This is a genomic window from Deinococcus seoulensis, from assembly GCF_014648115.1.
Classification (GTDB): domain Bacteria; phylum Deinococcota; class Deinococci; order Deinococcales; family Deinococcaceae; genus Deinococcus; species Deinococcus seoulensis.
The window spans coordinates 46,312-72,890 of sequence record NZ_BMQM01000014.1; the positions used below are offsets into that span (position 1 = coordinate 46,312).

A 26,579-nucleotide genomic window follows, 5' to 3' on the forward strand; every position below is an offset into this window, starting at 1 on the left:
AGGAGTCCCGCCTTCATCCAGACGTTTCCTTGAACCGACGCTCATGCCCCCACGCGTATCCGGCCCGCAGGGAATGCCGGGCCGGTCGGGAACGCTCAGGGGCGCGCGGTCAGTCGGCGGCCGATTCCTGCTCGGCGCGGTAGGCGGCCATGTCGATCACGAAGCGGTATTTCACGTCGTTCTTCAGCATCCGCTCGTAGGCCTCGTTGATGTCCTGCATGCGGATCATCTCGACGTCAGCCACGATGCCGTGCTCGGCGCAGAAGTCCAGCATCTGCTGCGTCTCGGCGATCCCGCCGATGTTGCTGCCCGCCACGCTGCGCCGCTGTCCGACCAGGGGCATGCCGCTGAGGCCCACGGGTTCCAGCGCGCCCACGATCACCAGTTGCCCGTCGCGCTTGAGGGTCATCAGGTACGGGTTCAGGTCGTGGCCGCTGGGCACGGTGCTGATGATGAAATCGAAGCTGCCGCGCGCGGCCTTCATGGCGTCCCTGTCGGTGCTGAACACCACGTGGTGCGCGCCGAGGCGGATGGCGTCGTCGGCCTTGCCCTGCGAGGTCGTGAACAGCGTCACGTCGGCGCCCATCGCGACCGCCAGTTTGATGCCCATGTGCCCCAGGCCGCCCAGGCCCACGATGGCGACCCGGTGCCCCTTGCCGATCTTCCAGTGGTTCAGCGGGGAGAACATGGTGATCCCGGCGCACAGCAGCGGCGCCACCCCCCGGATGTCCAGCGTCTCCGGGACGTGCACGGCGAAGCCCTCGGTCACGACGATATCGGTGGAGTACCCGCCGTGCGTGGGGAGTTTCGTGTCGCGTTCACGCGAGTTGTACGTCCAGGTGGCGCCGTTCTCGCAGTACTGTTCAAGGCCCTCGGCGCAGGAATCGCAGTGCTGGCAGGAGTCCACCATGCAGCCCACGCCCGCCAGGTCCCCGACCTTGAAGCGGCTGACCTGCTCACCCACAGCGGTCACGCGGCCCACGATCTCATGGCCGGGCACCAGCGGGTAGATGGCTGGACCCCACTCGCTGCGCGCCTGGTGCAGGTCCGAGTGGCACACGCCGCTGTACAGGATCTCGATCTGGATATCCGTGGGTTTCAGGTCGCGTCGCTCGATCACGTGCGCCTGAAGGGGAGTGGTGGCGTCGAGGGCGGCGTAGGCATGCACTTTGGTCATGTGGAACTCCTGATGGCGGGGGGCTCTGCGCGCCTGTGGACGTGAGAACGTGGCGTCGTGTGTGCTGGGTGTGTGCTGGCCGCTCGGCGCGCGGAACGCGGAAAAGTCGGCGGGTGCCCGGAAGGCTACGTCCAGGCACGCCACCCAAATCAGTGCAGGCCCACAAAGTCGGCCCCCACAACACCGGCCCTACAACTTCGGCCCGATAAACTCGGCGGGGCGCCCAGCGCTGCCCCCGCGGATCCCGGAGCGGTTCTGGACGCCCACGCCGGGCCGGCCGTCTTCAGGTCTTCAATCGGCCGCTGTGGCCTGACGGCACTGCAGCAGCGGCATGACCTCGCTGCCGAAGCGTTCCACGCCCTTCACGAAATCATCGAAGGTGAGCATCATGCCGGACGTGCCGGGAATCTGCGCCAGACGGTCGATCTGCTGCGCGACGGTGGCGGGCGAGCCGACCAGCAGGCCGATTCCCATGAAGGTCGCGCCCTGCAACTCGGAGATGACCTGCGCGGTCGTTCCGGCTGTGTCCAGGCTGGCCTGACCGGTCATGAAGGCGATGGCGTCCAGGTCGGCGCCGTCGCGGTAATGCTGTTCGCGGGCGCGGGCTTCCTCGTCGGTGTCGGCCAGGATCACGGTGTACAGGGCGTACGTGCCGATCTCGCGTCCGGCGGCGGCGGCCACGCCACTGAGGGTCTCGTTGAAGGCGCGCAGCTTGTCGCCCTCGGTGTCGGCGATCATGAAGTTGTAGTGGCCGTGCTCGGCGCAGAAGGCCATGCCGCGCTCGCTGGCCCCGGCGCACACCAGCGGGATGTCGTGGCTGGGTCTGGGCAGCAGGCGGCAATCGTCCATCTGGAAGTACTGCCCCTTGAAGTTGCTGACCCCGTCCCGCCAGAGTTCCTTCATGACCTGCACGTACTCGCTGGCGTGGTCGTAGCGGGAGGCGTAGTGCTCGTCGCCGGGCCACACGCCCATCTGCGCGTACTCGCTGCGGTTCCAGCCGGACACGATGTTGATGCCGAAGCGCCCGCCGGAAATGTCGTCGATGGTCACGGCCATGCGCGCCACCATGGCGGGGTGCAGGGTCAGCGTGGCGACACTGGCGTACAGCTGGATGCGGCTGGTCACGGCGGCCAGCCCGGCCATCAGCGTGAACGATTCGAGGTTGTAATCCCAGAACTCGGTCTTTCCGCCGAAGCCGCGCAGTTTCACCATGCTCAGCACGAACTCGAAGCCGTGTTTCTCGGCGGCCAGCGTGATGTCCCTGTTCAGTTCGAAGCTGGGCCGGTACTGGGGGCTGGTTGCCGAGAGCATCCATCCGTTGTTGCCGATCGGTAGAAACACGCCAAAATCCATGCAGACTCCTTGTGCGCCCCGGGGTGGGCGCGGTGGGGTGCGGAAACGGGTGAAACGGGCTGCGGCCGCCGGCCTCGCCCATGCAGACGTGAACCCTTGCAGACGCAAACCGGCGCGCGGCCGCTTCCTGGGAGGGGCAGGCCGGGCAGAAGGTGGGAATTGGAACGGGGTTCCTGATTCACGAGTGTAGTCACGGCGGGGCGAGGAGTGTGTGGCGGCGCGGCTAGTCAGGTGACCTACCGGTCCTGTACAGTGGTCTGACATCTGACCACTTCCGGCGTGGCGGCCCTTCCGCCGCCGACCGCACTCCTGACCGGCCCCGCAGGCCGCCCCGAGGAACCCCGCATGACCCACGCGACCCTGTTTCAACCCGCTGCCACCACCCGCAAGGTCGATCACGTGCTGCACGAACTGCGCCGCGCCATCCAGGACGGCCAGCTCAATCCCGGCGACCGCCTGCCGGCCGAGCGTGAACTGGCCGCGCAGTTCGGCGTGGGCCGCTCCAGCGTCCGCGAGGCCCTCAGCGTGCTGCAGATGTCCGGCCTGATCGACGTGCGCCACGGGCAGGGCACCTTCGTCCTGCCCGCCCCCCCCACCACGCCGCCACACGCCGCCACCCCGGACGATCAACTGGACTTCCTGCCCCTGACCGAGGCCCGCTACGCCTTCGAGCTGGGCGTGGCCCGCCTCGCCGCGCAGCGCCGCGATCCCGCCGGACTGCGGGACCTGCGCGCCGCCCAGGCCGCCCTACACGCGGCCGCGCACGCCGCCGACGCCGCTGCCTTCGAAACCGCGAACCTCGACTTTCACCTCGCGCTGGCCGCCACCACGGGCAACGCTGGCCTGATGGCCGTGGCCGCGCAACTGCACGCGCCGCTGGCCTCGCAGGGCGCGCGGCGCGTCCGGCGGGCCTTCTACGACGTGACCCCGCAGCGGATCCTGCAGGCCGCGCCACTGCACGCCGCCCTGGCCGACGCTGTGGCCGCCGCGCAACCCGAGGCGGCCATGCGCGCCGTGATGGCCCACTACGCCAACGTGGCCGCGCCCCTGCTGGACGAGGGGAACCCGGACGACGCTCCCGACGCCCCGACCCAGCCGGAAGAGCGTCAGCCAGAACAGGTGCGGGCAGAACAGCTGCGGGCCGCTGCGGGGCAGGGGAGAGAAGTGTGAGCGATCCTGCCCGCCCGAACGACTCCGTACACCTGAACGGCTCCGCGCCGCTCGGCACTCCCCTCCCACCGGCGGACCTAGGCGAGGCGTTCCGGCAGCGCGGCCTGGGGGCCTCCAGCGGGTTCGGGGTGCGCCCGGCCGTGATCGTGGTGGATTTCAGTCTGGGATTCACGGACCCGGCCAGCCCGCTGGGCGCCCCGGCAGACGCCCCGTACGACGACGCGCTGCTCGCCACGCGGACCCTGCTGGACGCCATGCGCCTGCGGGAACTGCCGGTGGCGTTCACGACCGTGTCGTACCCGGACGGGCCGCACGAGGCCGCGCATTTCCTGGCCAAGGTGCCGTCGCTGGCGCTGTTGCGTGACGGTTCCCGCTGGGCACAGCTCGACCCTCGCCTGGGGGCGCGGCCCGCCGAGCCGGTCTGGATCAAACGCTTTGCCAGCGCGTTCTTCGGGCCGCCGCTGCACGAGTGGCTGCGCGCGCAGCGGGCCGACACCCTGATCGTGTGCGGCGCGACCACCAGCGGCTGCGTGCGCGCCACCGTCGTGGACGGCCTGCAACACGGGTACCGCGTGATCGTCCCGCGCTCCTGCGTGGCTGACCGCGCCGAGTCCCCCCATCAGGCCAGCCTGTTCGACATGAACGCCAAGTACGCCGACGTGCTGTCCCTCGAAGACGTGCTGGCGCAGCTGCCATCACCTGACCCGGCGGCCGCCCCTCCCACCTCGCCGACTCCCCTGGAGACCCCATGACCCAGCCAGACGCACCCCACAGCCCACCCTCCGGTCAACCGGTCAATCCACCCTCCGGGCCTGCCCAGGCGCGGCCCGGCCCGCTGGACGGTCTGCGCGTCGTCGAGATGGGTTCGCTGCTGGCCGGACCGTTCGTCGGGCAACTGCTGGGCGATTTCGGCGCGGAGGTCGTGAAGGTCGAGCCGCCCGGCGTGGGCGACCCCATGCGCGCCTGGGGGCGGCACAAACCGCAGGGGCATAGCCTGTGGTTCCCGGTGATCGCCCGCAACAAGAAAAGCGTGACCCTGAACCTGCGCCAGCAGGCCGGTCAGGCACTGGCCCGCGAACTGATCGCGGGGGCGGACGTGCTGGTCGAGAACTTCCGGCCCGGCACGCTGGAACGCTGGGGCCTGGGCCCGGACGACCTGCACGCCCTGAACCCCCGGTTGGTGATCGTGCGCGTCAGCGGGTACGGGCAGACCGGACCGTACCGGGGCCGCGCGGGCTTCGGCAGCATCGGCGAGGCTGTGGGTGGCCTGCGCGCCCTGTCGGGCGAGCCGGGGCAGCCGCCGGTGCGGGTGGGCATCAGCATCGGGGACATGCTGGCGGGCACGCTGGGCGCGCTGGGCGCCATGATGGCCCTGTTCGGCCGCCTGACCAGCGGGCAGGGACAGGTCGTGGACATCAGTCTGTACGAGGCGGTCCTGACCTACATGGAAAGCATGATTCCCGAGTACGCCCTGACCGGCCAGACCCGCGAACGCAGCGGCAGCGTGCTGCCCGGCATCGCGCCCAGCAACATCTACCCCGCGCTGGACGGGAACGGCCAGCCCGGCGAGTGGGTGGTGATCGGCGCGAACGGCGACAACGTGTTCCGCCGCCTGGCCGCCGCGATGGGTGAACCCGCCCTGGCCGACGACCCGGACTACGCCACGCACGAGGCGCGCGGCCGCAACATGACTGCCATCGACGAACGCATCGCCGCGTGGACGGTCTCGCTGCCCGCCACCGAGGTCGTCGCGCGGCTGGAAGAGGCGGGCGTGCCCGCCAGCCGTATGTACTCGGCGCGCGACATGATGAACGACCCGCACTTCGCGGCGCGCGGGAACATCGTGACCCTGCCGCACCCGGTCCTGGGCGACTTTCCCATGCAGGGCGTCGTGCCGCGCCTGACCGCCACGCCCGGCAGCGTCCGCACGCTGGGCCCGGAACTCGGTCAGCACAACGCCGAGATCTACGGCGAACGCCTGGGCCGCAGCGCCGAGGCCCTCGCGCAGCTCGCCGCGGACGGCGTGATCTGAGGCGCGCATGACCGGTTCCAGCGCGTTCCATCCCGGCCGCCCGGATGCCATGACCCCGGATCACGTCACGATCGTGGAGGTCGGCCCGCGCGACGGCCTCCAGAACGAGCCCACGCACCTGAGCCCAGCCGTGCGCGCCGAACTGGTCGCCCGGCTGGCGGCGGCGGGTGTACCGGAAATCGAGGCCGTGAGTTTCGTGCACCCGCAGCGCGTGCCGCAGATGGCGGGCGCGGAGGACGTGATCGCCGCCGCCTCTGCGCCCGGCGCTGCGACAGCGGGGGGGGCGACAGCGGGGGGGGCGACAGCGGGCGGGACGATCCTGATGGGTCTCGTCCTGAACGAACGTGGGTTCGAGCGGGCAGTCGCGTCGGGCCTGCGGCACGTCCGCTACGCCTTCCCGGTCAGCGAGGCGTTCGCGGCGCGCAACCAGAACCAGACGGTCGCGCAGGCCACCGCCCTGGCCGCCACGCTGACCGCCCGCGCCCGCGCCGAGGGTGTCGGGATCGGGATCGTGCTGGCCACCAGCTTCGGCTGCCCCTTCGACGGGCGCATCCCACCTGCCGCCGTGCTGCGCGTGGCCGAGGCGGTCGCGCAGGCCGCCCCGGACGAACTGGTGTTCGCGGACTCCATCGGCGTGGGCAACCCGCGCGCCGTGCGGGACCTGCTGCGCGGCGCGCGCACCTTCGCTGCGCCCGGCACCCGCCTGGGCATGCACTTTCACAACACCCGCAACACCGGGTACGCGAACGCCGCAGCGGCCGTCGAGCACGGCGCGCAGTCCCTGGATAGCAGCGTGGGCGGCCTGGGCGGCTGCCCGTTCGCGCCGCGCGCCACCGGCAACGTCGCCACCGAGGACCTGGGCTACCTGCTGCGCGAGATGGGCGTGCACACTGGCCTGGACCTGGGCGCCCTGACCCGGACCGGCGCGTGGCTGGCCGCGCAGCTCGGGCATGACCTGCCGGGCATGCTGGCCCAGGCGGGGGATTTCCCGGCGTAAAGGGTCGCCGGGCCGGCCGGGTGGGCTGGCCGGGTCAGCCGCCGGTTCCGAACACGCTGTCCTCGCTGTCGCGCGCGGTCTGGAGGATGTGGGCGCGCATCAGGGTGCGGGCGCGTTCGCCGTGGCCGTCACGCACGGCGTCGAGCACCTCGCGGTGCGCCTGGGTGGTCCGGGCGATGTACGTCTGGAACTGGGATTCCGGCAGGCGCATGTCCATCTCCAGGAAGAACGCGGAGCGGGCGCGTTCCACCGCGTCGATCAGCATCTCGTTGCGGGTGGCGGCGGCCAGCAGGCCGTGAAAGTCAGAGTCCAGGCGGCGGAAGGCGCCCGAGCCGGTCACGCCGCCCAGGCGGGCCTGCACGTCCTCCAGGGCCAGCAGGTCGTGGTCGGTGCGGCGCGCGGCGGCCAGCGCGGCCACCTCGCCCTCGACGGCCGCGCGGAATTCCAGCACCTCGCTGAGCGCCTGCCAGCGGCCCTGCACGTGCGCGCGCAGTTCCGGGGACAGTTGCGGTGAGGGCTGCACCATGCAGGTGCCGCCGTTGCCGCGCCGTTTCACGAGGTACCCCTGGCGGGTCAGGACGTCCAGCGCCTCGCGCACCGTCACGCGCGACACGCCCAGGTCCGCCGCGAGTTGACGTTCCGAGGGCAGGGCGTCCCCGGCGGCCAGTTCCCCGACCGAGATGCCGCGCAGGATCTCGTTCACGACCAGCTGATGCACGGGCACAGGTTCAATACGTCGCATCCGCCCGCATGGTAGACCACCGGGCTGGCGGTACCACGGTCGCCTCCCAGACAGCCGGGCCAGACAGCAGGGCCAGTCAGCCGTGGCAGACACCTCCGGCTCCGGTGAGGACGGGGTCCGCCGGGAGGCTGTGACCGGGCTGCTGTGACCGGGACGCTGCGGCCGGGCGTGCCAGAATGCCCTCTGTGACGGACGCTGGAACGGACGGGGCTGCGCTGGAACGCGGCCGGAAACTGATGGGTCTGTACCGGGGCGGCGTGGGCGGCGAGCGCGCCAACGCGGGCCGCCTGCTGGCCGCGCACCTGCGCACGCACGACCTGACGCTGTTCGACCTGCACCCGGCGCTGCCGGTCACGCAGGACCTGTCGGCGCTCGATTCGTTCCGGGAGTCCGCGGCGCTGCTCTCCCGGCTGGGAACGGACGGGCAGGACGACGCCCTGACCGCCCTGGTGGACGCCGAGGACCTGACAGAACCGGAACTGCGCCGCCTGCTGGGCGCCGTGGACCTGCACAGGCTCGCTGCGGCGCGCGTGGATGGCTGGGCGTCGCTGGACGGCGTGGACCCGCAGGCACTGGCGCAGGCGGCGGGCCACATCACGGAAGCGGACGTGCTGGCGGGCAGCGGCTCACTGGCGCGGCGGCTGCGCTTCGCGGCGGCCCGGCAACTGTACCGGCAGACGCACCCGCTGCGGCTGATCCGCACGGGCAGCGCGGTGCAGTCGGCGTTCGTGCGGGCGCTGCTGGACACCCTGAGCGGCCACCCCAGCGCGGAACGCCGGGACGATCAGGGCGCGCTGCTGGGCGTCGAGGCGCACCTGAGCGCCCCGCAACTGGCCCGCGCGCGGGCGCTGATCGCCACGTTCGCGGCCGAGGCCGACCGCCGCGCCGCGCAGGCCGCCCGCGACTTCGGCGAGGAACTGGCCCGCCGCGACGCCCCCTGAGCGGGAGCCACAGAGAGATGCAGAGGCAGATGCCAGGAATGCAGTGGTGCGGCGCGCGACTTTCAGGCAGAGTATGTGTTCCGCCTCTGCTGCCCCGCAGCCGGGCGGCGCGCAGGAGTTCATCATGACGAGTGACCGCACCACCACCCCGACCGCCCGGCCCCGCCGGGTGCTGTTCAACAAGAATTTCAGCGTGACGGCCGCGCAGATCACGGCCCTCGAAGGCAGCGGCTTCGAGGTCTGGGCCAGCCACACGGACGCCGGGCACGGCACGCTGGCCGCCGCGCCGCACACCTTCCTGGAACCGCGCGGCCTGATCGGCGACGAGTACGCCGACTGGCTGCGCCGCGCCTGCCAGGAGCGCGGTATCGACGCCCTGATTCCCGGCAAGGAACGCGAGTTGCTGGCCCGGCACGCCCCGGCCTTCGCGCAGTCGGGCACGGCGGTGCTGGCCCCGGCGTCCGAGGACACGCAGCGCCTGCTGGAACGCAAGGACGAGTTCCTGCGCGGCTGGGACGCGTCGGTGCTGCCGATTCCGCGCTGGACGACCTTCGATTCGCTCAGCAGTTTCGACGCCGCCTGGGACGCCCTGAGCGAGAGCGGCGTGCGCCTGTGCGTGAAACCCGCGCGTGGCATCTACGCCAGCGGCTTCCGGGTGCTGACGCCCGAACCGGACCTGGGGTCGTTCCTGAAGGGCGAACTGTACCAGATGAGCCACGCGGCCGCCCGCGAGATGTTCGCCGCGCCGGGCCTGCCCACCATGCTGCTGATGCACACCCTGGAGGGCGCCGAGCGCAGCGTGGACTGCGTGGCGTGGCAGGGCCGCCTGATCCGCGCCGTGGTGCGCCGCAAGGGCCCGGACGGTCAGCGGATCGAGGACCGCCCGGACCTCGTGCGGGCCGCCGAGCAGATCGCGCAGGCGTACGGCCTGAGCGGCATCTTCAACTTCCAGACCAAGGACCAGTCCCGGCCCGGCGATCCGGCGCGCGTGGCGAACATGCTGGAAATCAACGCCCGCGCGTCCGGCGGCCTGCGCTACAGCATGGCGGCCGGCGTGAACTTCCCGCTGCTGCTGCTGCGCGCCTGGGAGGGTACGCTCGACTGGGACGCCCTGCCGCCCGTGCAGACCGGCCTGAACGTCGCCGAGGATAAGGTCGTACGCGTCGTACAGCCGGAAGTGTCGCCGGAAGTGTCTCAGGAAGAAGTGGCGCAGGCACCGGCGTGACCGCCAATCCATCCGCCGCGACCGACGGGACGACCCGGACGTCCGTGACGCTGCCCAGCGGGCGGCTGGAGCTGCACCTGGAGCGCTCGGCCCTGCCGCTGGACGACCTGCTGGAGTTCGCGGTGCGCCGCAACCCGAAACGCGGCTTTCTGTTCGTGAGCCGCGTGCTGGGCAAGCACATTCCCATCCGGCCGCAGGTGGCGGCGGGCACGCACGCGGCGCTCGCGGCGGCCCTGCCGCCCCTGACAGAGCCGCACTTCATCGGACTGGCGGAAACGGCGACCGCGCTGGGCGAGGGCGTGTTCCGCGCGTGGCAGGCGCAGCAGCCCGTGCACTCGGGCGGCCCGGTGGGTACCTTCCAGCACACCACCCGTTACCTGAGCGGGCACCCGCTGCTGCTGCGCTTCGACGAACCGCACTCTCACGCGCCCGCGCACCTGGTCTACGATCCGGGCGTGCAGGCCCGCGCCGCGCGGGAACTGGTGCTGATCGACGATGAACTCTCGACCGGCACGACCCTGGAGAACCTGGCGCGCGAGTGGCTGGCGCTGCACCCGCACGTGACGCGGGTGGTGCTGGTCAGCCTGACCGACTGGTGCGTGCGCCGGGGGGCCGTGCAGGCCGCGCTGGGCGTTCCGGTGGACTTCGTGAGCCTGTCGAGCGGCACCTTCGAATTCACGCCGGACCCCGCCTGGACGCCCGCCGCGCTGCCCGCCGTGACCGGTGACGGCGGCGACCGCAGCCACCTGCTACCCACCCGCAGCGCCCGCTACGGCCACCCGGACGCTCTGCACCTGCCGGCCGACCCGGCGGACCTGCTGGCCCTGGCCGACCTGACCGGCCCGGGCGGCCCCGTGCTGGTCCTGGGAACGGGCGAGTACCAGTTCCCGGCGTTCGCCCTGGCCCGCGCGCTGGAGCAGGCGGGCCTGGACGTGCGCTGGAGCGCCACGACCCGCAGTCCGGTCCTGCCGGGCCTCGCCATCCGCCACGCGCTGACCTTCACGGACAACGTCGGGGACGGCATTCCCAACTACCTGTACAACGTGGCCCCGCAGGAGTACGCCCGCATTCTCGTGACCTTCGAGGGCGACTGCCAGCCCGACCCGGCCCTGCTGAGCGCCCTGGGACCGCACGCCCGCGCCGTGAGGCTCACGTGACCGCCGCCCCCTGGCAGAGCGGCGGGACCGTCGCGTTCGCGGACCTGGACGACACGCTGTTCCAGACGCTCCGCAAACTGCCCGGCACGGACCCCGCCACGCTGACGCCCATGACCGTGAACACCCTCGGGCAGCCGCACTCTCACGCGACGCCCGCCCAGACGGCGCTGCTGGAGTTGCTGGAGGGCGGGCACGTCACCCTGATCCCGGTCACGGGGCGCGACGCGCAGGCCATGCGGCGCGTCACGCTGCCGTTCCGGTCGTGGCAGGTCATGGATCACGGCCTGACCATCCTGACCCCGGACGGGCAACCGGACGCCGAGTGGGCCGCGCAGGTCACGGCGCACCTGCATCCCCTTCAGGACGCCCTGCACGCCGGCACTGACGCTATTACCGCGCCCGCCGCGCGGCTGGGCGCCCGCCTGACCCGCCACGCCGCGCACGGCCTGCCGTTCATGACGGTCCTGAAACACCCGGACGCCGACCCGCAGGTCCTGGCCGACCTTCAGGACCGCTGGGACGCCGCGCACGGCCCGGACTCGCCGCTGCGGGTCATCGCCAACGCGAACAACGTCAGCCTGCTGCCCCGCCACCTGGGCAAGGCGGCCGCCGTGCGCTACCTGCTGGACACGCACCTGCGCGGCGCGGCCCTCACGCTGGGACTGGGCGACTCGGTCAGCGACCTGGACTTCATGAACGAGTGCGATTTCGCCGTGACCCCCCGGCGCGGCCAGCTGATGCGCACCCTGCGCGGCCTCACCCTGCCGCAACGCTGAGCACCCGGCCGGAACGACCGGGCCGGTCAGACGCAGACCCGCCGCTGACCGCCGCGCCGTACACTTGCGGCACACGCGCGCCCCCCTGCTTCCCGCCGCCTCCTGCCTCACCTTCTGCCCCCCCTTCAAGGATGCCTGCATGACCGTCTCTGCCCCGCTGTTCCACACCCTGCCCCCCGAGGACGTGCGCGTGCACCTGAACGCCGCCGCGCCCCGGCTGGTCAGCATCGACGAGAAGGAAGCCCTGATCCGCAGCGGCGTGTCCTACGGGGAACTCCTGACCCCCGAACGCGCACCCAGCGCCGCGCAGACCGCCGCGTACCACGGCGCACTGCGCCGCAACGGCCCGCGCGTGGGCCAGCTGCTGGCCGCGCTGACTGCCGGGACGCTGCGCGAGTACCCGCAACCCGTGCTGGTCTCACTGGCCCGCGCCGGAACGCCCGTCGGGTGCGCCATGCGCCGCCTCGCGCGCCGCTGGGGCCGGGACCTGCCGCACCACACCCTCAGCATCATCCGGGGCGAGGGCATCGACCGGGCCGCGCTGGCCGAGGTGCAGGCCGCGCACCCGAACGCGCAACTGATCTTCGTGGACGGCTGGACCGGAAAGGGCAGCATCCACGACACCCTCAGCGCCAGCCTGCCTGCCAGCGTGCCCGCCCGCCTCGCCGTGCTGAGCGACCCGGCCGGCGTGGCCCTGCACGCCGCCACGCACGACGACCTGCTGCTCCCGCACGCCGCGCTGAACGCCACCGTCTGCGGCCTGCTGAGCCGCACCTTCGTCACCGGACCCGGCCAGCGGCACGCCGCGCGCCGCGAGGACGACCTGACCGCACACGACCTGACCGGGCACTACCTGCAGGCCCTGCACGACCTGAGCCTCCCGTTCGGGCCGGACACGCCCCTGGTCAGCGGCCCGCGCCCGGCCGACCCGCAGGGCGCCGCGCTGGCCGCCGCCGCGCGCCTGGGCGTGCACGACCCGCACCGCGTGAAACCCGGCGTGGGCGAGGCCACCCGCGTGTTCCTGCGCCGCCGCCCCGCGCACCTGCTCGTCCGGGACGCTGATCACCCCGACACGCAGCACCTGCGCGAACTGGCCCTCGCGTCCGGCGTGCCCGTCACCACCCACCCCGACCTGCCGTACCTGGCGGTCGCCACCATCGCCGGAGGTGCTCCATGACCCTGCCCGACCTGCCCAGCCTCCCTGATCTGTCCAGCCTCCCTGATCTGCCCGCCCCGTTCGACCCGTGGACGCTGGGCGCCAGCCTGTACACGCCCGCCACCCGCCCCGACCTGGTCGAACTCGGCAGTGGCCGCTGGCCGGACCTGACCAGCCTGATCTACTGCACCGAGGACGCCGTGCGCGAGGACGACCTGCCCCTGGCCCTCGCGAACCTGCGCGCCGCGCTGCCGCAACTGGGTGAGCGCGGCCCGCTGCGCCTGATCCGCGTGCGCAACCCCGCCGTGCTGCGCGAGGTCCTGGGCATGGACCTGCGCGCCGTGACCGGGTTCGTGCTGCCCAAGATTCACGCCGGGAATCTCGCCGCCTACCTGAACGAACTCGGCGCGCCCGAACACGCGCACCTGCGGGTCTTCCCGACCCTGGAAACCCGCGAGGCGCTCAGCGAGACCAACATGACCGCCCTGCGCGACCTGATCCTCACGCGCGGCTGGCAGGACCGCGTGGGCGGCCTGCGCATCGGCGGGAACGACCTGATGCACGCCCTCGGCGTTCGCCGCACGCCCGGCCGCACCGTGTTCGAGGGACCGCTGCAACGCGTGATCAGCATGCTGATCGGCGTGTTCAAACCCGCCGGGTTCGCGCTGTCCAGCCCCGTGTACGAGGTCTTCAGCGACCCCGCCACCCTGGCCCGCGAACTGCAACAGGACCTCGAGTACGGCCTGTGCGGCAAGACCATCATCCACCCGGCGCAGATCGCGGCGGTCCTCGGCGCGTACGCCGTTCACCCGCACGACCTGCAGGAAGCCCACGCCATCCTGGCCCCGGACGCCCCGGCCGTGTTCAGCATGAACGGCCGCATGTGCGAACCCGCCACGCACACCCGCTGGGCCGCCGACATCCTGGCCCGCGCCGGGCGCTACGGCGTGCTGCCCGAACAGCAGAGCGAGGCGCTGCACTTCTGAACCGGACTCCGATTGAATGGGCTGCAAAGACCATTCAATCCGAGCGAAGCGAGTGGGAGCAAAGCGGGTTCCGGACGTGGGGCTGGCAGGGCCGGTAAAGTTCCGGATTGTCGGCGAAACAGACGGACTCCGGTTCAGTTCAGGTGCGGTGGGTGGGCGTACCCCGACTCGGGCAGTTCGGCGGGGGTGGGAGGCGCGGGGCACGCGGCGTGCTGCGCGGTGAAGGCCGCCACGACCTGCGGATCGAACTGCCGTCCCGACTGCGCCTGAATCTCGTTCAGGGCGTCCTGCACGCTCCAGGCGGCCTTGTACGGGCGTTCGCTGGTCAGGGCGTCGAACACGTCGCACACGCTGAAGATACGGGCCAGCAGCGGGATGTCCTCGCCTGCCAGGCCGTGCGGGTAGCCGCGCCCGTCCCAGCGTTCGTGGTGCGAGCGGATCACGTCCAGCACGGCGGGCGTCAGGTCGCTCAGTTGCGCGGCGAGGTCCGCGCCGAGCGCCGCGTGGGTTTTCATGGTGGTCCACTCGTCCGGGGTCAGCGCGCCGGGCTTCAGCAGAATGCTGTCCGGGATCAGCAGTTTGCCCAGGTCGTGCAGCGCCGCGCCCTGCCGCAGGGTGTGCAGGGCGCTGGCGTTCAGGCCCAGCGCCTCGCCCAGCCGCGCGGACAGTTCCACGACCCGGCGGGTGTGGCCCTGCGTTTCCATGTCGCGCGCCTCGAGCGCGATGCCCAGCGTGAGCAGCGCGGCGTCCTGCGAGGACAGCGCCTGTTTCACGCGGCTGCTGGCCGACAGGATCGCGGCGGCCCACAGACCGAACTCCTCGGCGATCAGCAGGGACTCGTGATCGAAGGCGTGCTCGTCGCTGAGGCTGTCGAGGTTCAGTTCGGCGTAGATGTCGCCCTGCACCTTCACGGGAATCAGCAGGTTCGCCTGCAACTGCCCCTGCTTCCCGGCGGTTTCCAGGGTGCGCTGCGTGTCGGAGTTCGGGTCGTGCGTGTCCCGTGACCGGTCACGCAGGGCCTGGCCGCGCAGCAGGCGGGCGCGTCCGGCACGCCACCCGTCGGGGTTGCCGTGCCACTGCTGCATCTGCAGGACCGAGTGCCGCGTGCCGATCAGGCTGTCGTCGTACCCGCTCTGCACCTGCACGACCGACTCGCCCGCGGCGCGCAGCGTGATCGTCCCGGCTTCCGCGCCGGGCACGCAGGCGATCGCGGCGTTCAGCAGGTCCTGAAGGTCCGGTTCCGCGCCGGGGTCGTCGTTCCCGGCGATGAACTGCAGCAGCGCCCGCAGGGTACTGACTGCCGGGGACGTCTGGTTCAGCGGCGCCCTGGACGTCGCGGGCGGCGCCTGCCAGGGGTCCAGGACGCGGTTGCGGCCCAGCGTCTTGGCGGTGAACATCAGGCGGTCGGCGGTGTTCAGCGCGCCCGGACCGTCCTCGACCAGCCCGCCGGACACCGTGACCTTCAGGTCCGGCAGGCCCAGCAGGTCGGCGGTCTGCACCGGCACCGAGCGGCGCAGGCGGTCCGCGAAGTGCTGCGCACTCAGGCGGTCGGGCGCCTCGAACAGCAGCGCGAACTCCTCGCCGCCCAGCCGGTACGCGCGGCCCTGCACGCCGGCGTTCCCGCTGCCGTCGCAGGGCAGGTGCGCGCTCAGCACGCGCGCCAGGGCCTGCAGGACTCCGTCGCCGGACTCGTGCCCGCGCTGATCGTTCAGGTCCTTGAACCGGTCGAGGTCCAGCAGCAGCAGGTACTGGTCGGCCCAGCCGGGCCGCCGGGGCAGGTGGTCACGTTCGAACGCCACGCGGTTGGGCAGCCCGGTCAGCAGGTCCAGCGTGCCGGCCCCGCCGGTCTGCGCGGACCGTTCGAACGCGCCGCTCATGAGGCGCGCCACGGCCAGCCACAGGCTGAACCCGGCGGCGCTGAGCGTGACGACCATCAGGTACGGCCACGCGGCGTCCAGCGGGTCGCGGCCCACGTTCATGAACGTCGGGAAGATGGTCAGGGCGGGCAGCCCGAAGATCAGCAGCGCGCGGCGCAGGTTCTCCCGCAGCGGCAGGCGCGGCGCGGTGTCGTGGTGGCGCAGCAGGGTCACCATCAGCAGGACCAGCGCCAGGTGCATCAGCGTGCCGGGCAGCGCCGGGCCGCCCAGCGAGATGCGGTACAGCGTGACCGGCAGCGCCGCCAGCAGCGCCCACCCTGGCCCCAGGCGGTAGGCGGCGACGGCCAGCGGCACCAGTCGCAGGTCCACGAACAGGTTCGGTCCGGCCGGGAAGGTGAACAGGAACAGCGCCCCGCTGGTCAGGGCGTACAGCGCGGCCCGCAGGGCCTTGGCGGGCCAGCGGGTGCCGAGCGGCACGGTCAGCCCGATCAGCAGCGCGGCGGTCGTCAGGATGCAGAAATTCAGGTAGGCGGCGCCCGGAAGGGTCTGAGCGAATCCGGTGTCCATATCGTGTTCATGGTCGCACGCGCGTTCTGGCAGACCTGTCACAGAGGGGCGGCCCGCGGACCGTGACACGCGGCGCACATGGCGACCTGCGCCTCAGCACGCGGCGCGCGGCGGCGCTACCCTGAACGCATGATGTTGTTCCTGAATGAGAGGTGCGCGCCCGCGCGGCGCCCACGGTGGTTCGCCCGGAGTGTTTCCCGTTGAGGTGGCCGCCGGAGTGGCTGCCAGGGTGGTTGCCGGGCAGACCAGGAGGGACCGCGTGACCAGCGACTCTGACCGGACTCTGACAGACCGGCACGCCGGAAACTGGCGCGGCCCGGAACTGGACGCGCTCGGCTGGACGGACGCGCTGCACGCCGCCGCGCAGGACGTCCTGCACGCCGCCACGCCGGACGTGCAGCCGGACCTGCTGCCTGCCCGCGTGGCTGGGGTGGGGCGCGGCACGTTCCGCCTGTGGACCGCGCAGGGTGAGGAGGGCGCGCTGCTGGCGGGCAGCATGCGCCAGGACCCGGACTCGCAGCCGGTCATGGGTGACTGGGTGGTCGCGCAGCGCCTGCCGGACAGCCCGGACCTGCGGGTCACGGCGGTCCTGCCGCGCCTCACGACCTTCGCGCGCGCCGTGAACGGCGGCCTGAGCCGTCAGGTCATCACCGCGAACGTGGACACGGTCCTGATCGTCACGGCGCCCGGCGAGGACTTCGACCTGCCGCGCCTGGGCCGTTACGTGGCGGCCGTGCACGCCAGCGGCGCGCAGCCCGCGCTGCTGCTGAACAAGACCGACCTGACCCGCGACCCGCAGCCGCTGCTGGCGCAGTTGGGGGCACTGGCGCCCGGCGTGCCCACGTACGCCCTGAACGCCCGCAGCGGCGCGGGCCTGAGCGACGTGCGCGCCGCGCTGCGTCCCGGCCTGACGGCCGCCCTGATCGGCTCGTCCGGGGTGGGCAAGAGCACCCTGACGAACGCCCTGCTGGGCCGCGACGCCGCGCAGACCGGCGAGGTCATGCCTGACGGGCTGGGCCGCCACACCACCACCGCCCGCACCCTGTACCGCGTGCCGGGCGGCGGCCTGCTGGTCGACAATCCGGGCCTGCGCGACATTGCCGTGTGGGACCCGCAGGGCGTGGCGGCGGGCCTGGACGTGATCGAGGAGATCGCCGCCGACTGCCGTTACCGCAAGTGCACCCACACGGGCGAGCCCGGCTGCGCGGTACTCAGGGCCGTGCAGCGCGGCCAGATCAGCGCCGCTCAGCTGGAGGCGTACCACGCCCTGAAAGGCGCGGCCGTCCCCGCGCGCCGCAGCAGCCGACCCCCCCGCCGCTGAACGGCCATTCCACAGGGCCGCCACCATACGGAACCGCCGGTACACAGAGCCGCGCCCCCATCCAACCGGACGGGGGCGCGCTCTACCAGGTCTGCGCGGACGGCGCTTATTTTATGCTTCCATTGACCTCCTTCATGGCGGCGTCGAGAATCGCGCGGTAGTCCGGCGTGGGTTTCTGCACGGCCTGCGCCACGGCGTTCCCCCACGGTCCCCAGATGGAGCCCATCTGCGGCACGTTCGGCATGGGCGTCCCGGCCGAGATGGTCTTCCCGAAGCCCTGCACGACCGGGTTGCTCTTCAGTTGCGTGCGGGCCGCGAGGCTGACCGGGATGCGCCCGCCCGCCTGGTTGAAACTGGTCTGCGAGGTGCGGGTCACGAGGCTGCGCGCCAGGCCGCTGGCGGCGACCTTGTTCTTGCTGTAGGCGTTCATGATGACGCCCTGCACGCCCACGAAGGGGCTCCACTTGCCGGTCGCGCCGGGAGGGGTGGGCAGCGACGTGATGCCGAAGTCGATGCCGGCCTTGCGGATGTCCCCCATGTCCCACGGTCCCGTGATGAACATGGCGAGGCGGCCGTCCACGAACGCGCCCTTGGCGGCGTCGGCGCTGACGCCCTCGGGCACGAGTTTGTAGCGGTAGCGCAGGTCGTTCAGCAGGCCCAGCGCCTTCTGCGCGCCGGCGTTGCCGATGCCGACGTCCTTGACGTTCAGGGTGCCGGCGTTGTTCTTGAAGATGTAACTGCCGTACGCGCTGAACACGCCGTAGTTGGCGTAGGCGTTGCTGAGGTCCATCAGGAAGCCGTAGCGGCCGCTGCCTGTGTTCGCCTGGGCGGCGCGGATGAATTCATCCCAGGTGGCGGGCGCCTTGGGCACGAGTTTCTTGTTGTAGATCAGCGCGACGGACTCGGCGAACATGGGCAGCCCGAACAGTTTTCCGTTGTACGTCATGGCGCTCAGCGCGGTCTTGTCGAGGTCGGTGCGGGTGGTCAGGTAACGGTCGAGCGGTTCGACCACGCCGGCCGCCGCGAGTTGCCCCAGGCGGTCCTGCGGCAGCGTGACGATCAGGTCCGGACCCTGGCCCTTGGGCGCGGCCTGGATCAGCTTGTCGGGAATCTGGTCGAGCGGCACGGACACGATACTGACCTTGTTGCCGCTGGCCTTGGTGTAGGCGGCGGTCTGCGCCTGGAGCCACGCGACCTCGCTGGCGTCCGTGAAGTGGTTCCAGACGGTCAGGGTGGCGGCCGAGGCCTGGGCGGTCAGGACGAGGGCGGTCAGGGTGAGCAGTTTCTTCATGGAGTCCTCCGGGGTGGGGCGTTCAGTGCGGGGCCGTGCGGGACAGGGGGGTTCCGTGCGGGGCCGTTCAGTTCAGGCCGTCGATGGCGGGCGTGGCGCGGGCGTCGTCGTCGAACAGCGAGCGGCGCGAGGCGTCGTCGTCGGACCAGTCGGCTTTCAGCCAGCGGCTGCTCTGCGACCAGAACGCGCCCCAGTAGAACAGGCCGCTGCCGCCCGCCTCCCGCACGACCGGCGTGAGGGCCCGCAGGTAGTCCAGTTGCCCCTGCGGGGTCTGCGGGTACGGGACGTTGTCGTAGCCTTTCTCGTTGGTGTCCCAGTATAGCGCCGTCTCGGCGACGATCACGGGTTTCCCGAACGCCGTCTTCAGCTGCCGGATGGCGTTGCCCAGGTCGTCGAAGGTGCCGTGCCACATCGGGTAGTACGACAGGCCGATGGTGTCGAACTGCCCGCCGGCCTTCTCGAAGGCGCGGTACCACGCGACGGTATCGTCGGCGTCACCGATCTTGGCGATGTGGATCATGACGGGCGTGCCGGGCCGGGCGTCGTGCACGGCGCGCGTGCCGGCGTTCGCCAGGGTCGCGAAGGTGGTCATGTCGTCGTTGCGGATGCGGCCCGGCTCCCACAGCATCCCGCCGTTGATCTCGTTGCCGACCTGCACCATGTCCGGCGGGGTGCCCTGCGCCGTCAGTTCGTTCATGACGCCGCGCGTGTAGTCGTACACCGAGGCGCTCAGGGCGGCCGTGTCCTGTCCCTTCCAGCGCTCGGGCAGCCACTGGCCGCCGGGATCCGCCCACCAGTGCGAGTAGTGCAGGTCGAGCAGCACCTTCAGGTTGTGTTTCTGCGCGTCGAGCATCACGGCCTTCACGTACGGCAGGTCCTGGGTCAGGCCGTAGCGGCCGTCCGGGTCGATCATCAGGCGCACCCGCACCCAGTCGTAGCGGTGGTCGCGCACGATCTGCATGGCGGGCTTCACCTGCCCGTCCAGGTCGCGGAACTGCACGCCGCTGCGCTCGGCGTCCCGCGCCTCGGAGACGTCCATGCCGCGCATGAACGCGTCGGGTTGGGGGGTGCTGGCCTCGGAGCAGGCGGGCAGCGCCAGGGTCAGCAGGGCGGTCAGCGGCAACAGTCTGGAATTCATGTGGGCTCCTTGATGCGGTGAGGGGTGGGGGTGGGTGACGGGACGGGTCCGGTGACGGCGGCGTGATCCGCCGGTGTGGTGTCGGGTGTGGTGTCGGGTGTGGTGTGCTGCGCGGCGCGGGCCTGCACGTCCCCGCTGTTCAGGAACGTGGTGCTGACGGGCGCCAGTGTCAGGTCGCACCACGTCACGGGATGCGCGTTCCAGTTCTGGAGCAGCGTGACCTCGCCGCGCCGGGAGAGGCGCACGCCCTCGGGCAGGTTCAGGGTGGGGATGTTCGCGTCCCGCAGCGCCCCGGCCAGCACCTTGCCGATCAGGGACGGGCTGTGCGCGCCGATCAGGGTGACCAGGCCGCGCCGGGTCACGGCGGCCTCGCCGTCCAGCGGGCCTCCGGCGTAGCGGTGCAGGACCTCGGTGGCGGGGTCCTCGGGCACGTAACTTTCCGCCCACAGCGCCGCGCCGTGCCCGCCGACGCCATGCCCGCTGGCGCCGTGCCCGCCGACCGGCTGGGTCAGTCCGGCCGGCAGGGAATCGAAGTTCTGGAGGCGGGCGCCGGTCAGTTGCGCCAGCAGGCTGCCCGGCGCGGTCTGCGCGGCCCGGCCGGACGCGGTGCGGAAGGCGGTGCGCGGCCCGAACACCACGCGGCTGTGCCCGGCGGCGCGGCGCAGGTGCCGGGCGCGTTCCGGGGTCATGAGGGTCAGGGCCGGGGCGACGATCAGGTCGTAGCGGTCCAGCGGGCTGTCCGGGTGCAGGATGTCCACGTCCACGCCCATGCGGCGCAGCTCGCGGTAGTACGTGAACACCTGCGCCCAGTAACTCATGCCCTGCGCGTGCGGCTGCGCGCCGTACAGCCACAGGCTCTCGTAGTCGTGCAGCAGCGCCACGCGGTTGCGGACCGGCACGCAGGGGTAGCGGGCCGGGTCGGTGCCTGCCACCTCGGCCGCGCCCCGGTCGGGTGTGCCGTCGTGGCGCAGCAGGCCCGAGTGCATGATTTCCTGCGCCATGGTCGCCGCCTGCCAGCGGAAGTACGTCACGGCGTCCGCGCCGTGCGCCCAGGCCTGCGCGGTCCACAGGTTCACGGCGCCCGGCGCGGGCAGCGGGTTGCTGGGCGCCCAGTCCACCTGCCCGCACTGCTGTTCGAGGATCCACAGGCCCCGCCCGGCGCCGGTCAGGCCGCGGTACAGGTCGTGGTTGAAGGCCGTGACGTCCGGGTGCCCGGTGCGGGCGTACGTCAGCGCGAACGACGGGTCCAGCAGGTTCCACTCGTGCACGGCGCCCAGCGTGCCGGTCGGGTAGTTGTCCCACGCGGCGAAATCCAGTCCGGCGGCCACCTCGTAGTGGTCGAAGGCGCTGAAGTACCCCATGAAGTTGTGCGTCACGAACCGCCCCGGCGAGGCGCGGCGCAGCAGCGCCACCTGATCCGCCTGGAACGCCGCGACCTGCCCGGAACTGAAGCGCATGAAGTCAAGGACATGCGACGGACTGCTGGCCGACACGCCCTGACCGGGCAGCGGGATCTGCGTCCAGTCGCTGTACTCCATGCTCCAGAACACGTTTCCCCACGCGTCGTTCAGGGCGTCGGTGGTGCCGTACCGTTCGCGCAGCCACGCCTGGAAGGCCGCCTGCGCGGCGGGCGTGAAGCTCTGCGCGGTGTCGCCCCACCCGAACTCGTTGTCGGTCTGCCAGCCGATCAGGGCCGGGTGCGTGCCGTACCGTTCGGCCATGGCCTGCGTGATCCGCACGGACGCCTCCCGGAACGCCGGGCTGCTCAGGTCCGCGTGGCGGCGTGATCCGGCGGTGCGGCGCCGCCCGTCACGGCCGACCGGGAGGATCTCCGGGTGCGCCTCGACCAGCCACGCGGGGGGCGCGGCGGTCGGGGTGCACAGCACCACCTGCAGTCCCGCCGCGACCGCGACCTCGATGGCCTGGTCCAGCCACGCCCAGTCGAACTCGCCGGGGCGGGGTTCCAGGCGACTCCAGGCGAATTCGGCCAGCCGCACGAAGTGCAGCCCGAGCGCCCGCTGCTGCCGGGCGTGTTCCGGCCAGGTGGCGGGGTCCACGTGTTCGGGGTAGTCGCACACGCCCAGCGTCAGCGGAGCGGGCCGAGGCGTGGACGGGCTGGAGGGATGGGTGTGGTCGCGCATTCGTCACCTGCTGGCAGAGAGGAGGGGGGGTGGGGTCGGGCGTGCCGGACGGCAGGTGGCCGGCCGGATGAGCGCCGTGCGGGGCTGAGGGCCGCGCAGGGGTGGGCAGGTGCCCGGTGGCACCCGTGGTAGGTTCTGATGTACGGCCTACCCTAGAAACTGTGAAGGTTAACATGTGTAGTCCCGGCACGATTCCCGCGCTGAAGATCGGGTGCGCGGGTCGGTCTCCCACCAGAACACCGTCCGGGACGGTACCCAGAAAAGGAGCCTGACCGAGCCGTCACGGCCTGACAGTGCGATGACCTGAGTGCGATCACCCTGGAAGACGGGGATTGTTAGGGTTAACATACCGGGCATATGCGCCCCCGCACTCCCGTCACCCTCGCCGATGTGGCCGCGCTGGCCGGCGTGTCGCAGCAGACCGTCTCGCGCGTCGTGAACAACCTGCCGAACGTCTCGGCCCGCACCCGCACCCGCGTCACGCAGGCCGCCGCGCAACTCGACTACGTTCCCAACCGCCTCGCCACCAGCCTCGCCCGGCAGCGGACCTTCACGGTCGGGTTCGTCACGAACGACCTCGCCCTGCACGCCCCGTCCCAGCTGACCTCCGGCATCGAACGGGCCGCGCGGGCCGCCGGGTACAGCCTGATCGTGTCCATCGTGCCGTACGACACCCTGCCCGCCGTCACCCAGGCCGTCCGCACCCTGCGCGAGCGGCAGGTGGACGGCGTGCTCATCAACGCCTCCATGACCCCCGCCGACGCCAGCGAACTGCGCCGCCGCCTCCCGGACCTGCCCTGCGTGTTCATGGACGTCACGCCCGACACGCCCGTGCCCGCCTCGCTGCTCGACCAGGAGTACGGCGCCCGGCTGGCCGCGCAGCACCTGCTGGACCTCGGGCACACCCGCGTGGCGCTGATCACCTCACCCAACGAGGCCGTCGTGGAGAACACCCGCGAACAGGGCTGGCAGGGCGTCCTGCACGCGCACGGCCTGAGCCCCGTCGCGCGCGTCAGCGGCGACTGGAGTCCGCACGGCGGGTACGTCGCCGCGCAGACGCTGCTGGCCGGGCCGCCCTTCACGGCGCTGCTGGTCGCCAACGACCAGATGGCCGTCGGCGCGCTGCGCGCCCTGTGGGAACGCGGCCTGCACGTCCCGGCCGACGTGTCCGTCATCGGGTACGACGACACCCCGGAAAGCGCGCTGCTGATCCCGCCGCTCACCACCGTCCGGCAGGACTTCCCCACGCTGGGCCAGCGGGCCTTCACGCACCTGCTCGCGCACCTCGGCGACGACCCGCCCGGCGACGTGATCGTCACCCGCCCGGAACTGATCGTCCGCGCCAGCACCGGCCCCCCACAGACGCCCGACCGCGCCGCCGTGCAGGCCGCGCTGCGCCTCCTGACCCGCACGCTGGCCCATACCCACCCGGAATGATCCCGGCCGCCTGCACAACCGTCATACGGACTGCCGTTTGTGTTAACAACCCGGAAGGGCGCCGGGTTGCCAACTCCACGTCCGGAGGGGCGCTTCGACTCCTACTCGCGCCGCTCGGATTGAATGGTCTTTGCAGCCCGTTCAATCGGAGTCCGTATCAGTCGCGCCGGGCCGCGAGCGTCCGCACGACCAGCAGCACCGCGAACGCCACGCACACCATCACGGCCGACAGCACCAGCGCCGGCCCCAGGTCGCTTTCCAGCGCGGCGTACACGGCCAGCGTGACGGTCCGCGTGCGGCCCTGCAACGACCCGGCGAACAGGATCGTCGCGCCGAATTCACCCAGCGCGCGCGCCCAGGTCAGCACCAGTCCCTCCAGCAGGAACGGGAATGCCAGCGGCCACGTGATGAACCGGAACACCTGCGCGCGGCTGGCCCCGTCGGTCTGCGCGGCCTGCTCGGCGTCGCGGTCCACGCTGCCGAAACCCGCGCGGGCGGCCCGCAGGTAGAACGGGGACGCCGTGAACAGCTGCGCCATGACCACCGCCGCCGGCGAGAACGCCACGCTGACGCCCGCCAGTTCCAGCGGCGCGCCCAGCAGGCCGGTGCGGCCGAACACCAGCAGCAGGCCCAGGCCCGCCACGACCGGCGGCAGCACGACCGGCAGGTCCAGCAGCGTTTCCAGCGCGGCCTTCCCCCGGAAGTCGAAGCGGGCCAGCAGGAACGCCACGGGCGTGACCAGCACCACGGTCAGCAGGGCCGTCAGGCCGGTCGTCCACAGGCTCACGCGCAGCGTGTCGGTCACGGCGGGACTCAGCAGGGTCGGCAGGAACGAGGCGTTCAGGCCGCGTGAGAGCAGGGCCAGCGTGGGCAGCAGCAGGAACGCCGTCATCAGGCCGCCCAGCAGCAGCGGCAGCAGGGGAGGGGAACGCCGGGCCTTCCCGCGCGGCGGGTCACTTCGCAGCGCGCAACCCCCACTTTCTCAGGGTGCGTTGCCCGTCCGCCGACAGCAGGTACGCCACGAACGCCCGCGCCTCCGGGGCGCTGCGGGACGCGCGGGTCACGCCGACCGGGTACGAGGCCAGCATGTTGAACCGGCCCGGCAACGCCACTGCCTGCACGCGGCCCTTCAGGCTGGGCGTCAGGTCGCTGCTGTACACCACGGCGGCGTCCGCCTCGCCCAGACTGACCTTCAGCGCCACCTGCCGCACGTTCGCCTCCTCACTGACCACGTTCTTCAGGAACCGCGCCGAGTAGTCCCGGCCGTACGTGCCGGCGCGGTCCACGGCCGCCAGCATCTGCCGGGTGTAATCCCCGACGGGCACGCCGGGCGAGGCGATCACCACGCGCAGGCCCGGCCGGGTCAGGTCCGCCAGGCTCCGGACGCTGCTGCCGCGCGGGACGATCACGGTCAGGGTGTTGCGGGCGAACACCTGCCGCGCCGTGATCAGCTTCCCGACCAGCGGCGTGAACTGCGCGTCGCTGGCGCTGGCGTACACGTCGGCCTGCGCGCCGTTTTCCAGCTGCGCGCGCAGCGTCTGCGACCCGGCGAACTGGAAGGTCGTGCGGTTCCCCGTTTTCCGGTCGAAGTCCCGGCCGATCTCGGTGAAGGCGTCGGTCAGGGAGGACGCGGCGAACACCGTCAGGTTCGCGGCGTGCGCCGGGGCGCCCAGGGTCAGCAGGGCCGCCGTGAGAAGCCGGGCCGTGAAGAATCGTTTCATGCGTGTGCCTCGCCATTGAGCTCGTCATTGAGCTCGTCGTTGAGAGAGTGCCGGCCGTTCGGGGGGCCGGGCGGGTCCGTGGGGGCCGGGGCGGGCAGGCTGCGCTGCCAGGGCTCGCCGGACTGCGCCGGGTCGTAGCCGCCCAGGGCGCTCAGGTCGGCGCGGAAGGCGTCGCTGCGCGCGGCGGCCAGCAGCGCCAGGATGGCCGGATGCCCGGCGTGCCCGTCCGGGACGACCAGATCGAAGCGTTCGGGTTGCAGCGGCAGGAAGTCCAGCCCGGCGGCCTGCGCGGCCGAGCGGGGACCGGGCGCGGCGTCCGCCTGCCCGGACGCGACCCGCGCGGCGGCCTCCAGCGGACTGCGTGCCGTGGGCAGGCTGTCCTGCCAGCCGTCCGGGTCGGGCAGGCCCGCGCGGCGCAGCCAGTCGCTGAGCAGCAGGCGGCTCCCGGCGCCGCGTTCACGGGTGAGCAGGCGCACGCCGGGGCGGGTCAGGTCGGCCGGGCCGCGCACGCCGAGCGGGTTGCCGGGGGCCAGCAGCAGGCCCTGTTCCCAGGTCCACAGCGTGAACAGTTGCGCCGCTCCCAGTTCCGCCTGCGTGAACGGCAGGTTCGAGGTGCCGCTGCGGGCGTCCCACAGGTGAATCCCGGCGGCGTGCGCCTCGCCGCGTGCCACGCCGCGCAGCGCCGCGAGGCTCGGCGCGGAGCGCAGGATCACGCGCGTCCCGCCGGGCTGCCGGGCGGCGTGCGTGACCAGCAGGTCCAGCGCCGGGTCGCAGCCGACCAGCACGGCCGTCCGGGCGGCCAGCGTCAGTGCGTCCGGAACGGGCCGCAGCGGCCGCACCGTGACGCGGCCGCCGGGGGCCGCGGCCTGCACGACCCCGTCGGCGGGCACGTGAAAGCCGCCGGGCGTGCCGTGGGTGTCGCCGCGCAGGTCCACGGCCAGCAGATCGGGGGCCAGCGGGTCAGGGTGCAGCCGGTCAGAATGCAGCCGGTCGGATGGCGGCAGGGTGGGTGGTGGCAGGGTGGGTGGTGGCAGGGACGCCAGGGCCACGCGCGTCCCTGCGGGCAGCGGGGCGGGGCTGCGGGCGCTCAGCAGCGGGTCGGGGCCGGGGGCGCGCAGCGTGAACAGGTCGTCCACCCGGCAGGTCAGGGCGCGGGCCAGCGTGAAGGCCAGCAGCGTGCCGGGCAGCGACGCGCCGCTCTCGATGCGGTGCAGCGCCTGCCGCGTGATGCCCACCTGCCGGGCCACGTCGCTGGCGCGCAGGCCCAGCGCCTCGCGGCGTTCACGCACGCGGGGTTCCAGGGTGGGGAGCGCCTCGGCGGTCATGCCACAGGTTAACCAGGAGTTGACGCCCCGTCAACCAGGGGGTGACGGG

The 26,579-nt window shown here is 72.2% G+C and carries 22 protein-coding genes; 12 read left to right on the forward strand and 10 right to left on the reverse strand.

All coding sequences use genetic code 11. The features are described from left to right. Positions 1-109: 109 nt before the first annotated feature. Positions 110-1,177 carry an NAD(P)-dependent alcohol dehydrogenase gene (locus IEY70_RS11220; protein WP_189065106.1) on the reverse strand — a complete coding sequence of 356 codons (1,068 nt, stop codon included), beginning with the start codon at positions 1,175-1,177 and terminating at the stop codon, positions 110-112. Positions 1,178-1,468: 291 nt separating this feature from the next. Beyond that, positions 1,469-2,530, reverse strand: coding sequence for a pyrimidine utilization protein A (gene rutA / locus IEY70_RS11225; RefSeq protein WP_189065107.1), 1,062 nt, complete (start codon positions 2,528-2,530; stop codon positions 1,469-1,471). 345 nt (positions 2,531-2,875) lie between these two features. Here rutA and IEY70_RS11230 point away from each other — a divergent pair, with 345 nt between their 5' ends. From IEY70_RS11230 to IEY70_RS11245, 4 genes are read left to right on the forward strand one after another with little or no spacing between them, the layout of a single operon-like run. Then, positions 2,876-3,700 (forward strand): FadR/GntR family transcriptional regulator, encoded by an 825-nt coding sequence (locus tag IEY70_RS11230; protein WP_189065108.1) that lies wholly within the window; start codon positions 2,876-2,878, stop codon positions 3,698-3,700. Beyond that, the gene (locus IEY70_RS11235) at positions 3,697-4,452 is read left to right on the forward strand and encodes an isochorismatase family protein (RefSeq protein WP_229777867.1); all 756 of its coding nucleotides are present in this window, start codon (positions 3,697-3,699) and stop codon (positions 4,450-4,452) included. Before IEY70_RS11230 ends, IEY70_RS11235 begins: the two co-directional genes overlap by 4 nt. Further along, positions 4,449-5,732 carry a CaiB/BaiF CoA transferase family protein gene (locus tag IEY70_RS11240; protein ID WP_189065109.1) on the forward strand — a complete coding sequence of 428 codons (1,284 nt, stop codon included), beginning with the start codon at positions 4,449-4,451 and terminating at the stop codon, positions 5,730-5,732. The genes IEY70_RS11235 and IEY70_RS11240 overlap by 4 nt, the downstream gene beginning before the upstream one ends. A gap of 7 nt (positions 5,733-5,739) precedes the next feature. Continuing rightward, complete coding sequence (locus tag IEY70_RS11245; RefSeq protein ID WP_229777868.1) at positions 5,740-6,729, forward strand: hydroxymethylglutaryl-CoA lyase; 990 nt, start codon at positions 5,740-5,742, stop codon at positions 6,727-6,729. A 34-nt stretch (positions 6,730-6,763) separates the two neighbouring features. On the opposite strand, the gene IEY70_RS11250 is transcribed toward IEY70_RS11245, so the two are convergent. Further along, positions 6,764-7,471 carry a FadR/GntR family transcriptional regulator gene (locus tag IEY70_RS11250; RefSeq protein WP_189065110.1) on the reverse strand — a complete coding sequence of 236 codons (708 nt, stop codon included), beginning with the start codon at positions 7,469-7,471 and terminating at the stop codon, positions 6,764-6,766. Between the two features lie 176 nt (positions 7,472-7,647). On the opposite strand from IEY70_RS11250, the gene IEY70_RS11255 reads away from it, so the two are divergent. The 6 genes from IEY70_RS11255 to IEY70_RS11280 all read left to right on the forward strand — a co-directional run bounded on the left by IEY70_RS11255 (position 7,648) and on the right by IEY70_RS11280 (position 13,712). Beyond that, complete coding sequence (locus IEY70_RS11255; RefSeq protein ID WP_189065111.1) at positions 7,648-8,412, forward strand: hypothetical protein; 765 nt, start codon at positions 7,648-7,650, stop codon at positions 8,410-8,412. Positions 8,413-8,536: 124 nt separating this feature from the next. Next, a complete protein-coding gene (locus tag IEY70_RS11260) occupies positions 8,537-9,637 on the forward strand; it encodes an ATP-grasp domain-containing protein (protein WP_189065112.1) in 1,101 nt (366 codons plus the stop codon). Then, entirely contained in the window at positions 9,634-10,794 is a 1,161-nt protein-coding gene (locus tag IEY70_RS11265; RefSeq protein ID WP_189065113.1) for a phosphoribosyltransferase domain-containing protein, read from the forward strand. The genes IEY70_RS11260 and IEY70_RS11265 overlap by 4 nt, the downstream gene beginning before the upstream one ends. Then, positions 10,791-11,570: an HAD family hydrolase gene (locus IEY70_RS11270; RefSeq protein ID WP_229777870.1), complete on the forward strand. Its 780-nt coding sequence runs from the start codon at positions 10,791-10,793 to the stop codon at positions 11,568-11,570. The genes IEY70_RS11265 and IEY70_RS11270 overlap by 4 nt, the downstream gene beginning before the upstream one ends. Before the next feature lie 139 nt (positions 11,571-11,709). Then, complete coding sequence (locus tag IEY70_RS11275; protein ID WP_189065114.1) at positions 11,710-12,747, forward strand: cysteine protease StiP domain-containing protein; 1,038 nt, start codon at positions 11,710-11,712, stop codon at positions 12,745-12,747. Then, the gene (locus tag IEY70_RS11280) at positions 12,744-13,712 is read left to right on the forward strand and encodes an HpcH/HpaI aldolase/citrate lyase family protein (protein ID WP_189065115.1); all 969 of its coding nucleotides are present in this window, start codon (positions 12,744-12,746) and stop codon (positions 13,710-13,712) included. The genes IEY70_RS11275 and IEY70_RS11280 overlap by 4 nt, the downstream gene beginning before the upstream one ends. A 134-nt stretch (positions 13,713-13,846) precedes the next feature. On the opposite strand, the gene IEY70_RS11285 is transcribed toward IEY70_RS11280, so the two are convergent. Continuing rightward, entirely contained in the window at positions 13,847-16,156 is a 2,310-nt protein-coding gene (locus tag IEY70_RS11285) for an HD domain-containing phosphohydrolase (protein WP_189065116.1), read from the reverse strand. A gap of 259 nt (positions 16,157-16,415) precedes the next feature. Here IEY70_RS11285 and rsgA point away from each other — a divergent pair, with 259 nt between their 5' ends. Then, entirely contained in the window at positions 16,416-17,477 is a 1,062-nt protein-coding gene (rsgA, locus tag IEY70_RS11290) for a ribosome small subunit-dependent GTPase A (RefSeq protein ID WP_229777871.1), read from the forward strand. A 106-nt stretch (positions 17,478-17,583) separates the two neighbouring features. On the opposite strand, the gene IEY70_RS11295 is transcribed toward rsgA, so the two are convergent. The 3 genes from IEY70_RS11295 to IEY70_RS11305 form a co-directional block, all read right to left on the reverse strand. Further along, positions 17,584-18,768, reverse strand: a complete 1,185-nt coding sequence (locus IEY70_RS11295) for a sugar ABC transporter substrate-binding protein (RefSeq protein ID WP_189065118.1) — start codon at positions 18,766-18,768, stop codon at positions 17,584-17,586. Between the two features lie 67 nt (positions 18,769-18,835). After that, the gene (locus IEY70_RS11300) at positions 18,836-19,906 is read right to left on the reverse strand and encodes a glycoside hydrolase family 53 protein (protein WP_189065119.1); all 1,071 of its coding nucleotides are present in this window, start codon (positions 19,904-19,906) and stop codon (positions 18,836-18,838) included. Then, entirely contained in the window at positions 19,903-22,047 is a 2,145-nt protein-coding gene (locus IEY70_RS11305) for a beta-galactosidase (protein ID WP_189065120.1), read from the reverse strand. Before IEY70_RS11305 ends, IEY70_RS11300 begins: the two co-directional genes overlap by 4 nt. Before the next feature lie 357 nt (positions 22,048-22,404). Here IEY70_RS11305 and IEY70_RS11310 point away from each other — a divergent pair, with 357 nt between their 5' ends. Continuing rightward, positions 22,405-23,484, forward strand: coding sequence for a LacI family DNA-binding transcriptional regulator (locus tag IEY70_RS11310; protein WP_189065121.1), 1,080 nt, complete (start codon positions 22,405-22,407; stop codon positions 23,482-23,484). Positions 23,485-23,641: 157 nt separating this feature from the next. Here the strand turns inward: IEY70_RS11310 and IEY70_RS11315 are convergent, their stop codons facing one another. The 3 genes from IEY70_RS11315 to IEY70_RS11325 form a co-directional block, all read right to left on the reverse strand. Then, complete coding sequence (locus tag IEY70_RS11315) at positions 23,642-24,376, reverse strand: ABC transporter permease (RefSeq protein ID WP_189065122.1); 735 nt, start codon at positions 24,374-24,376, stop codon at positions 23,642-23,644. A gap of 61 nt (positions 24,377-24,437) precedes the next feature. Continuing rightward, on the reverse strand, positions 24,438-25,205 hold the full coding sequence (modA, locus tag IEY70_RS11320) for a molybdate ABC transporter substrate-binding protein (RefSeq protein ID WP_189065123.1): 768 nt from the start codon (positions 25,203-25,205) through the stop codon (positions 24,438-24,440). After that, complete coding sequence (locus tag IEY70_RS11325) at positions 25,202-26,530, reverse strand: XRE family transcriptional regulator (protein WP_189065124.1); 1,329 nt, start codon at positions 26,528-26,530, stop codon at positions 25,202-25,204. The genes modA and IEY70_RS11325 overlap by 4 nt, the downstream gene beginning before the upstream one ends. Between the last annotated feature and the right edge of the window lie 49 nt (positions 26,531-26,579).

Excerpts from the sequence above, each read along its gene's own strand:
- IEY70_RS11285 (WP_189065116.1), bottom strand. The coding sequence starts at position 16,156 with ATGGACACCGGATTCGCTCAGACCCTTCCGGGCGCCGCCTACCTGAAT.
- IEY70_RS11230 (WP_189065108.1), top strand. The coding sequence starts at position 2,876 with ATGACCCACGCGACCCTGTTTCAACCCGCTGCCACCACCCGCAAGGTC.
- modA (WP_189065123.1), bottom strand. The coding sequence starts at position 25,205 with ATGAAACGATTCTTCACGGCCCGGCTTCTCACGGCGGCCCTGCTGACC.
- IEY70_RS11240 (WP_189065109.1), top strand. The coding sequence starts at position 4,449 with ATGACCCAGCCAGACGCACCCCACAGCCCACCCTCCGGTCAACCGGTC.
- IEY70_RS11310 (WP_189065121.1), top strand. The coding sequence starts at position 22,405 with ATGCGCCCCCGCACTCCCGTCACCCTCGCCGATGTGGCCGCGCTGGCC.
- IEY70_RS11280 (WP_189065115.1), top strand. The coding sequence starts at position 12,744 with ATGACCCTGCCCGACCTGCCCAGCCTCCCTGATCTGTCCAGCCTCCCT.
- IEY70_RS11305 (WP_189065120.1), bottom strand. The coding sequence starts at position 22,047 with ATGCGCGACCACACCCATCCCTCCAGCCCGTCCACGCCTCGGCCCGCT.
- IEY70_RS11220 (WP_189065106.1), bottom strand. The coding sequence starts at position 1,177 with ATGACCAAAGTGCATGCCTACGCCGCCCTCGACGCCACCACTCCCCTT.
- IEY70_RS11325 (WP_189065124.1), bottom strand. The coding sequence starts at position 26,530 with ATGACCGCCGAGGCGCTCCCCACCCTGGAACCCCGCGTGCGTGAACGC.
- IEY70_RS11275 (WP_189065114.1), top strand. The coding sequence starts at position 11,710 with ATGACCGTCTCTGCCCCGCTGTTCCACACCCTGCCCCCCGAGGACGTG.
- IEY70_RS11250 (WP_189065110.1), bottom strand. The coding sequence starts at position 7,471 with ATGCGACGTATTGAACCTGTGCCCGTGCATCAGCTGGTCGTGAACGAG.
- IEY70_RS11260 (WP_189065112.1), top strand. The coding sequence starts at position 8,537 with ATGACGAGTGACCGCACCACCACCCCGACCGCCCGGCCCCGCCGGGTG.
- IEY70_RS11300 (WP_189065119.1), bottom strand. The coding sequence starts at position 19,906 with ATGAATTCCAGACTGTTGCCGCTGACCGCCCTGCTGACCCTGGCGCTG.
- IEY70_RS11295 (WP_189065118.1), bottom strand. The coding sequence starts at position 18,768 with ATGAAGAAACTGCTCACCCTGACCGCCCTCGTCCTGACCGCCCAGGCC.
- IEY70_RS11255 (WP_189065111.1), top strand. The coding sequence starts at position 7,648 with ATGCCCTCTGTGACGGACGCTGGAACGGACGGGGCTGCGCTGGAACGC.
- IEY70_RS11245 (WP_229777868.1), top strand. The coding sequence starts at position 5,740 with ATGACCGGTTCCAGCGCGTTCCATCCCGGCCGCCCGGATGCCATGACC.
- IEY70_RS11315 (WP_189065122.1), bottom strand. The coding sequence starts at position 24,376 with ATGACGGCGTTCCTGCTGCTGCCCACGCTGGCCCTGCTCTCACGCGGC.
- rutA (WP_189065107.1), bottom strand. The coding sequence starts at position 2,530 with ATGGATTTTGGCGTGTTTCTACCGATCGGCAACAACGGATGGATGCTC.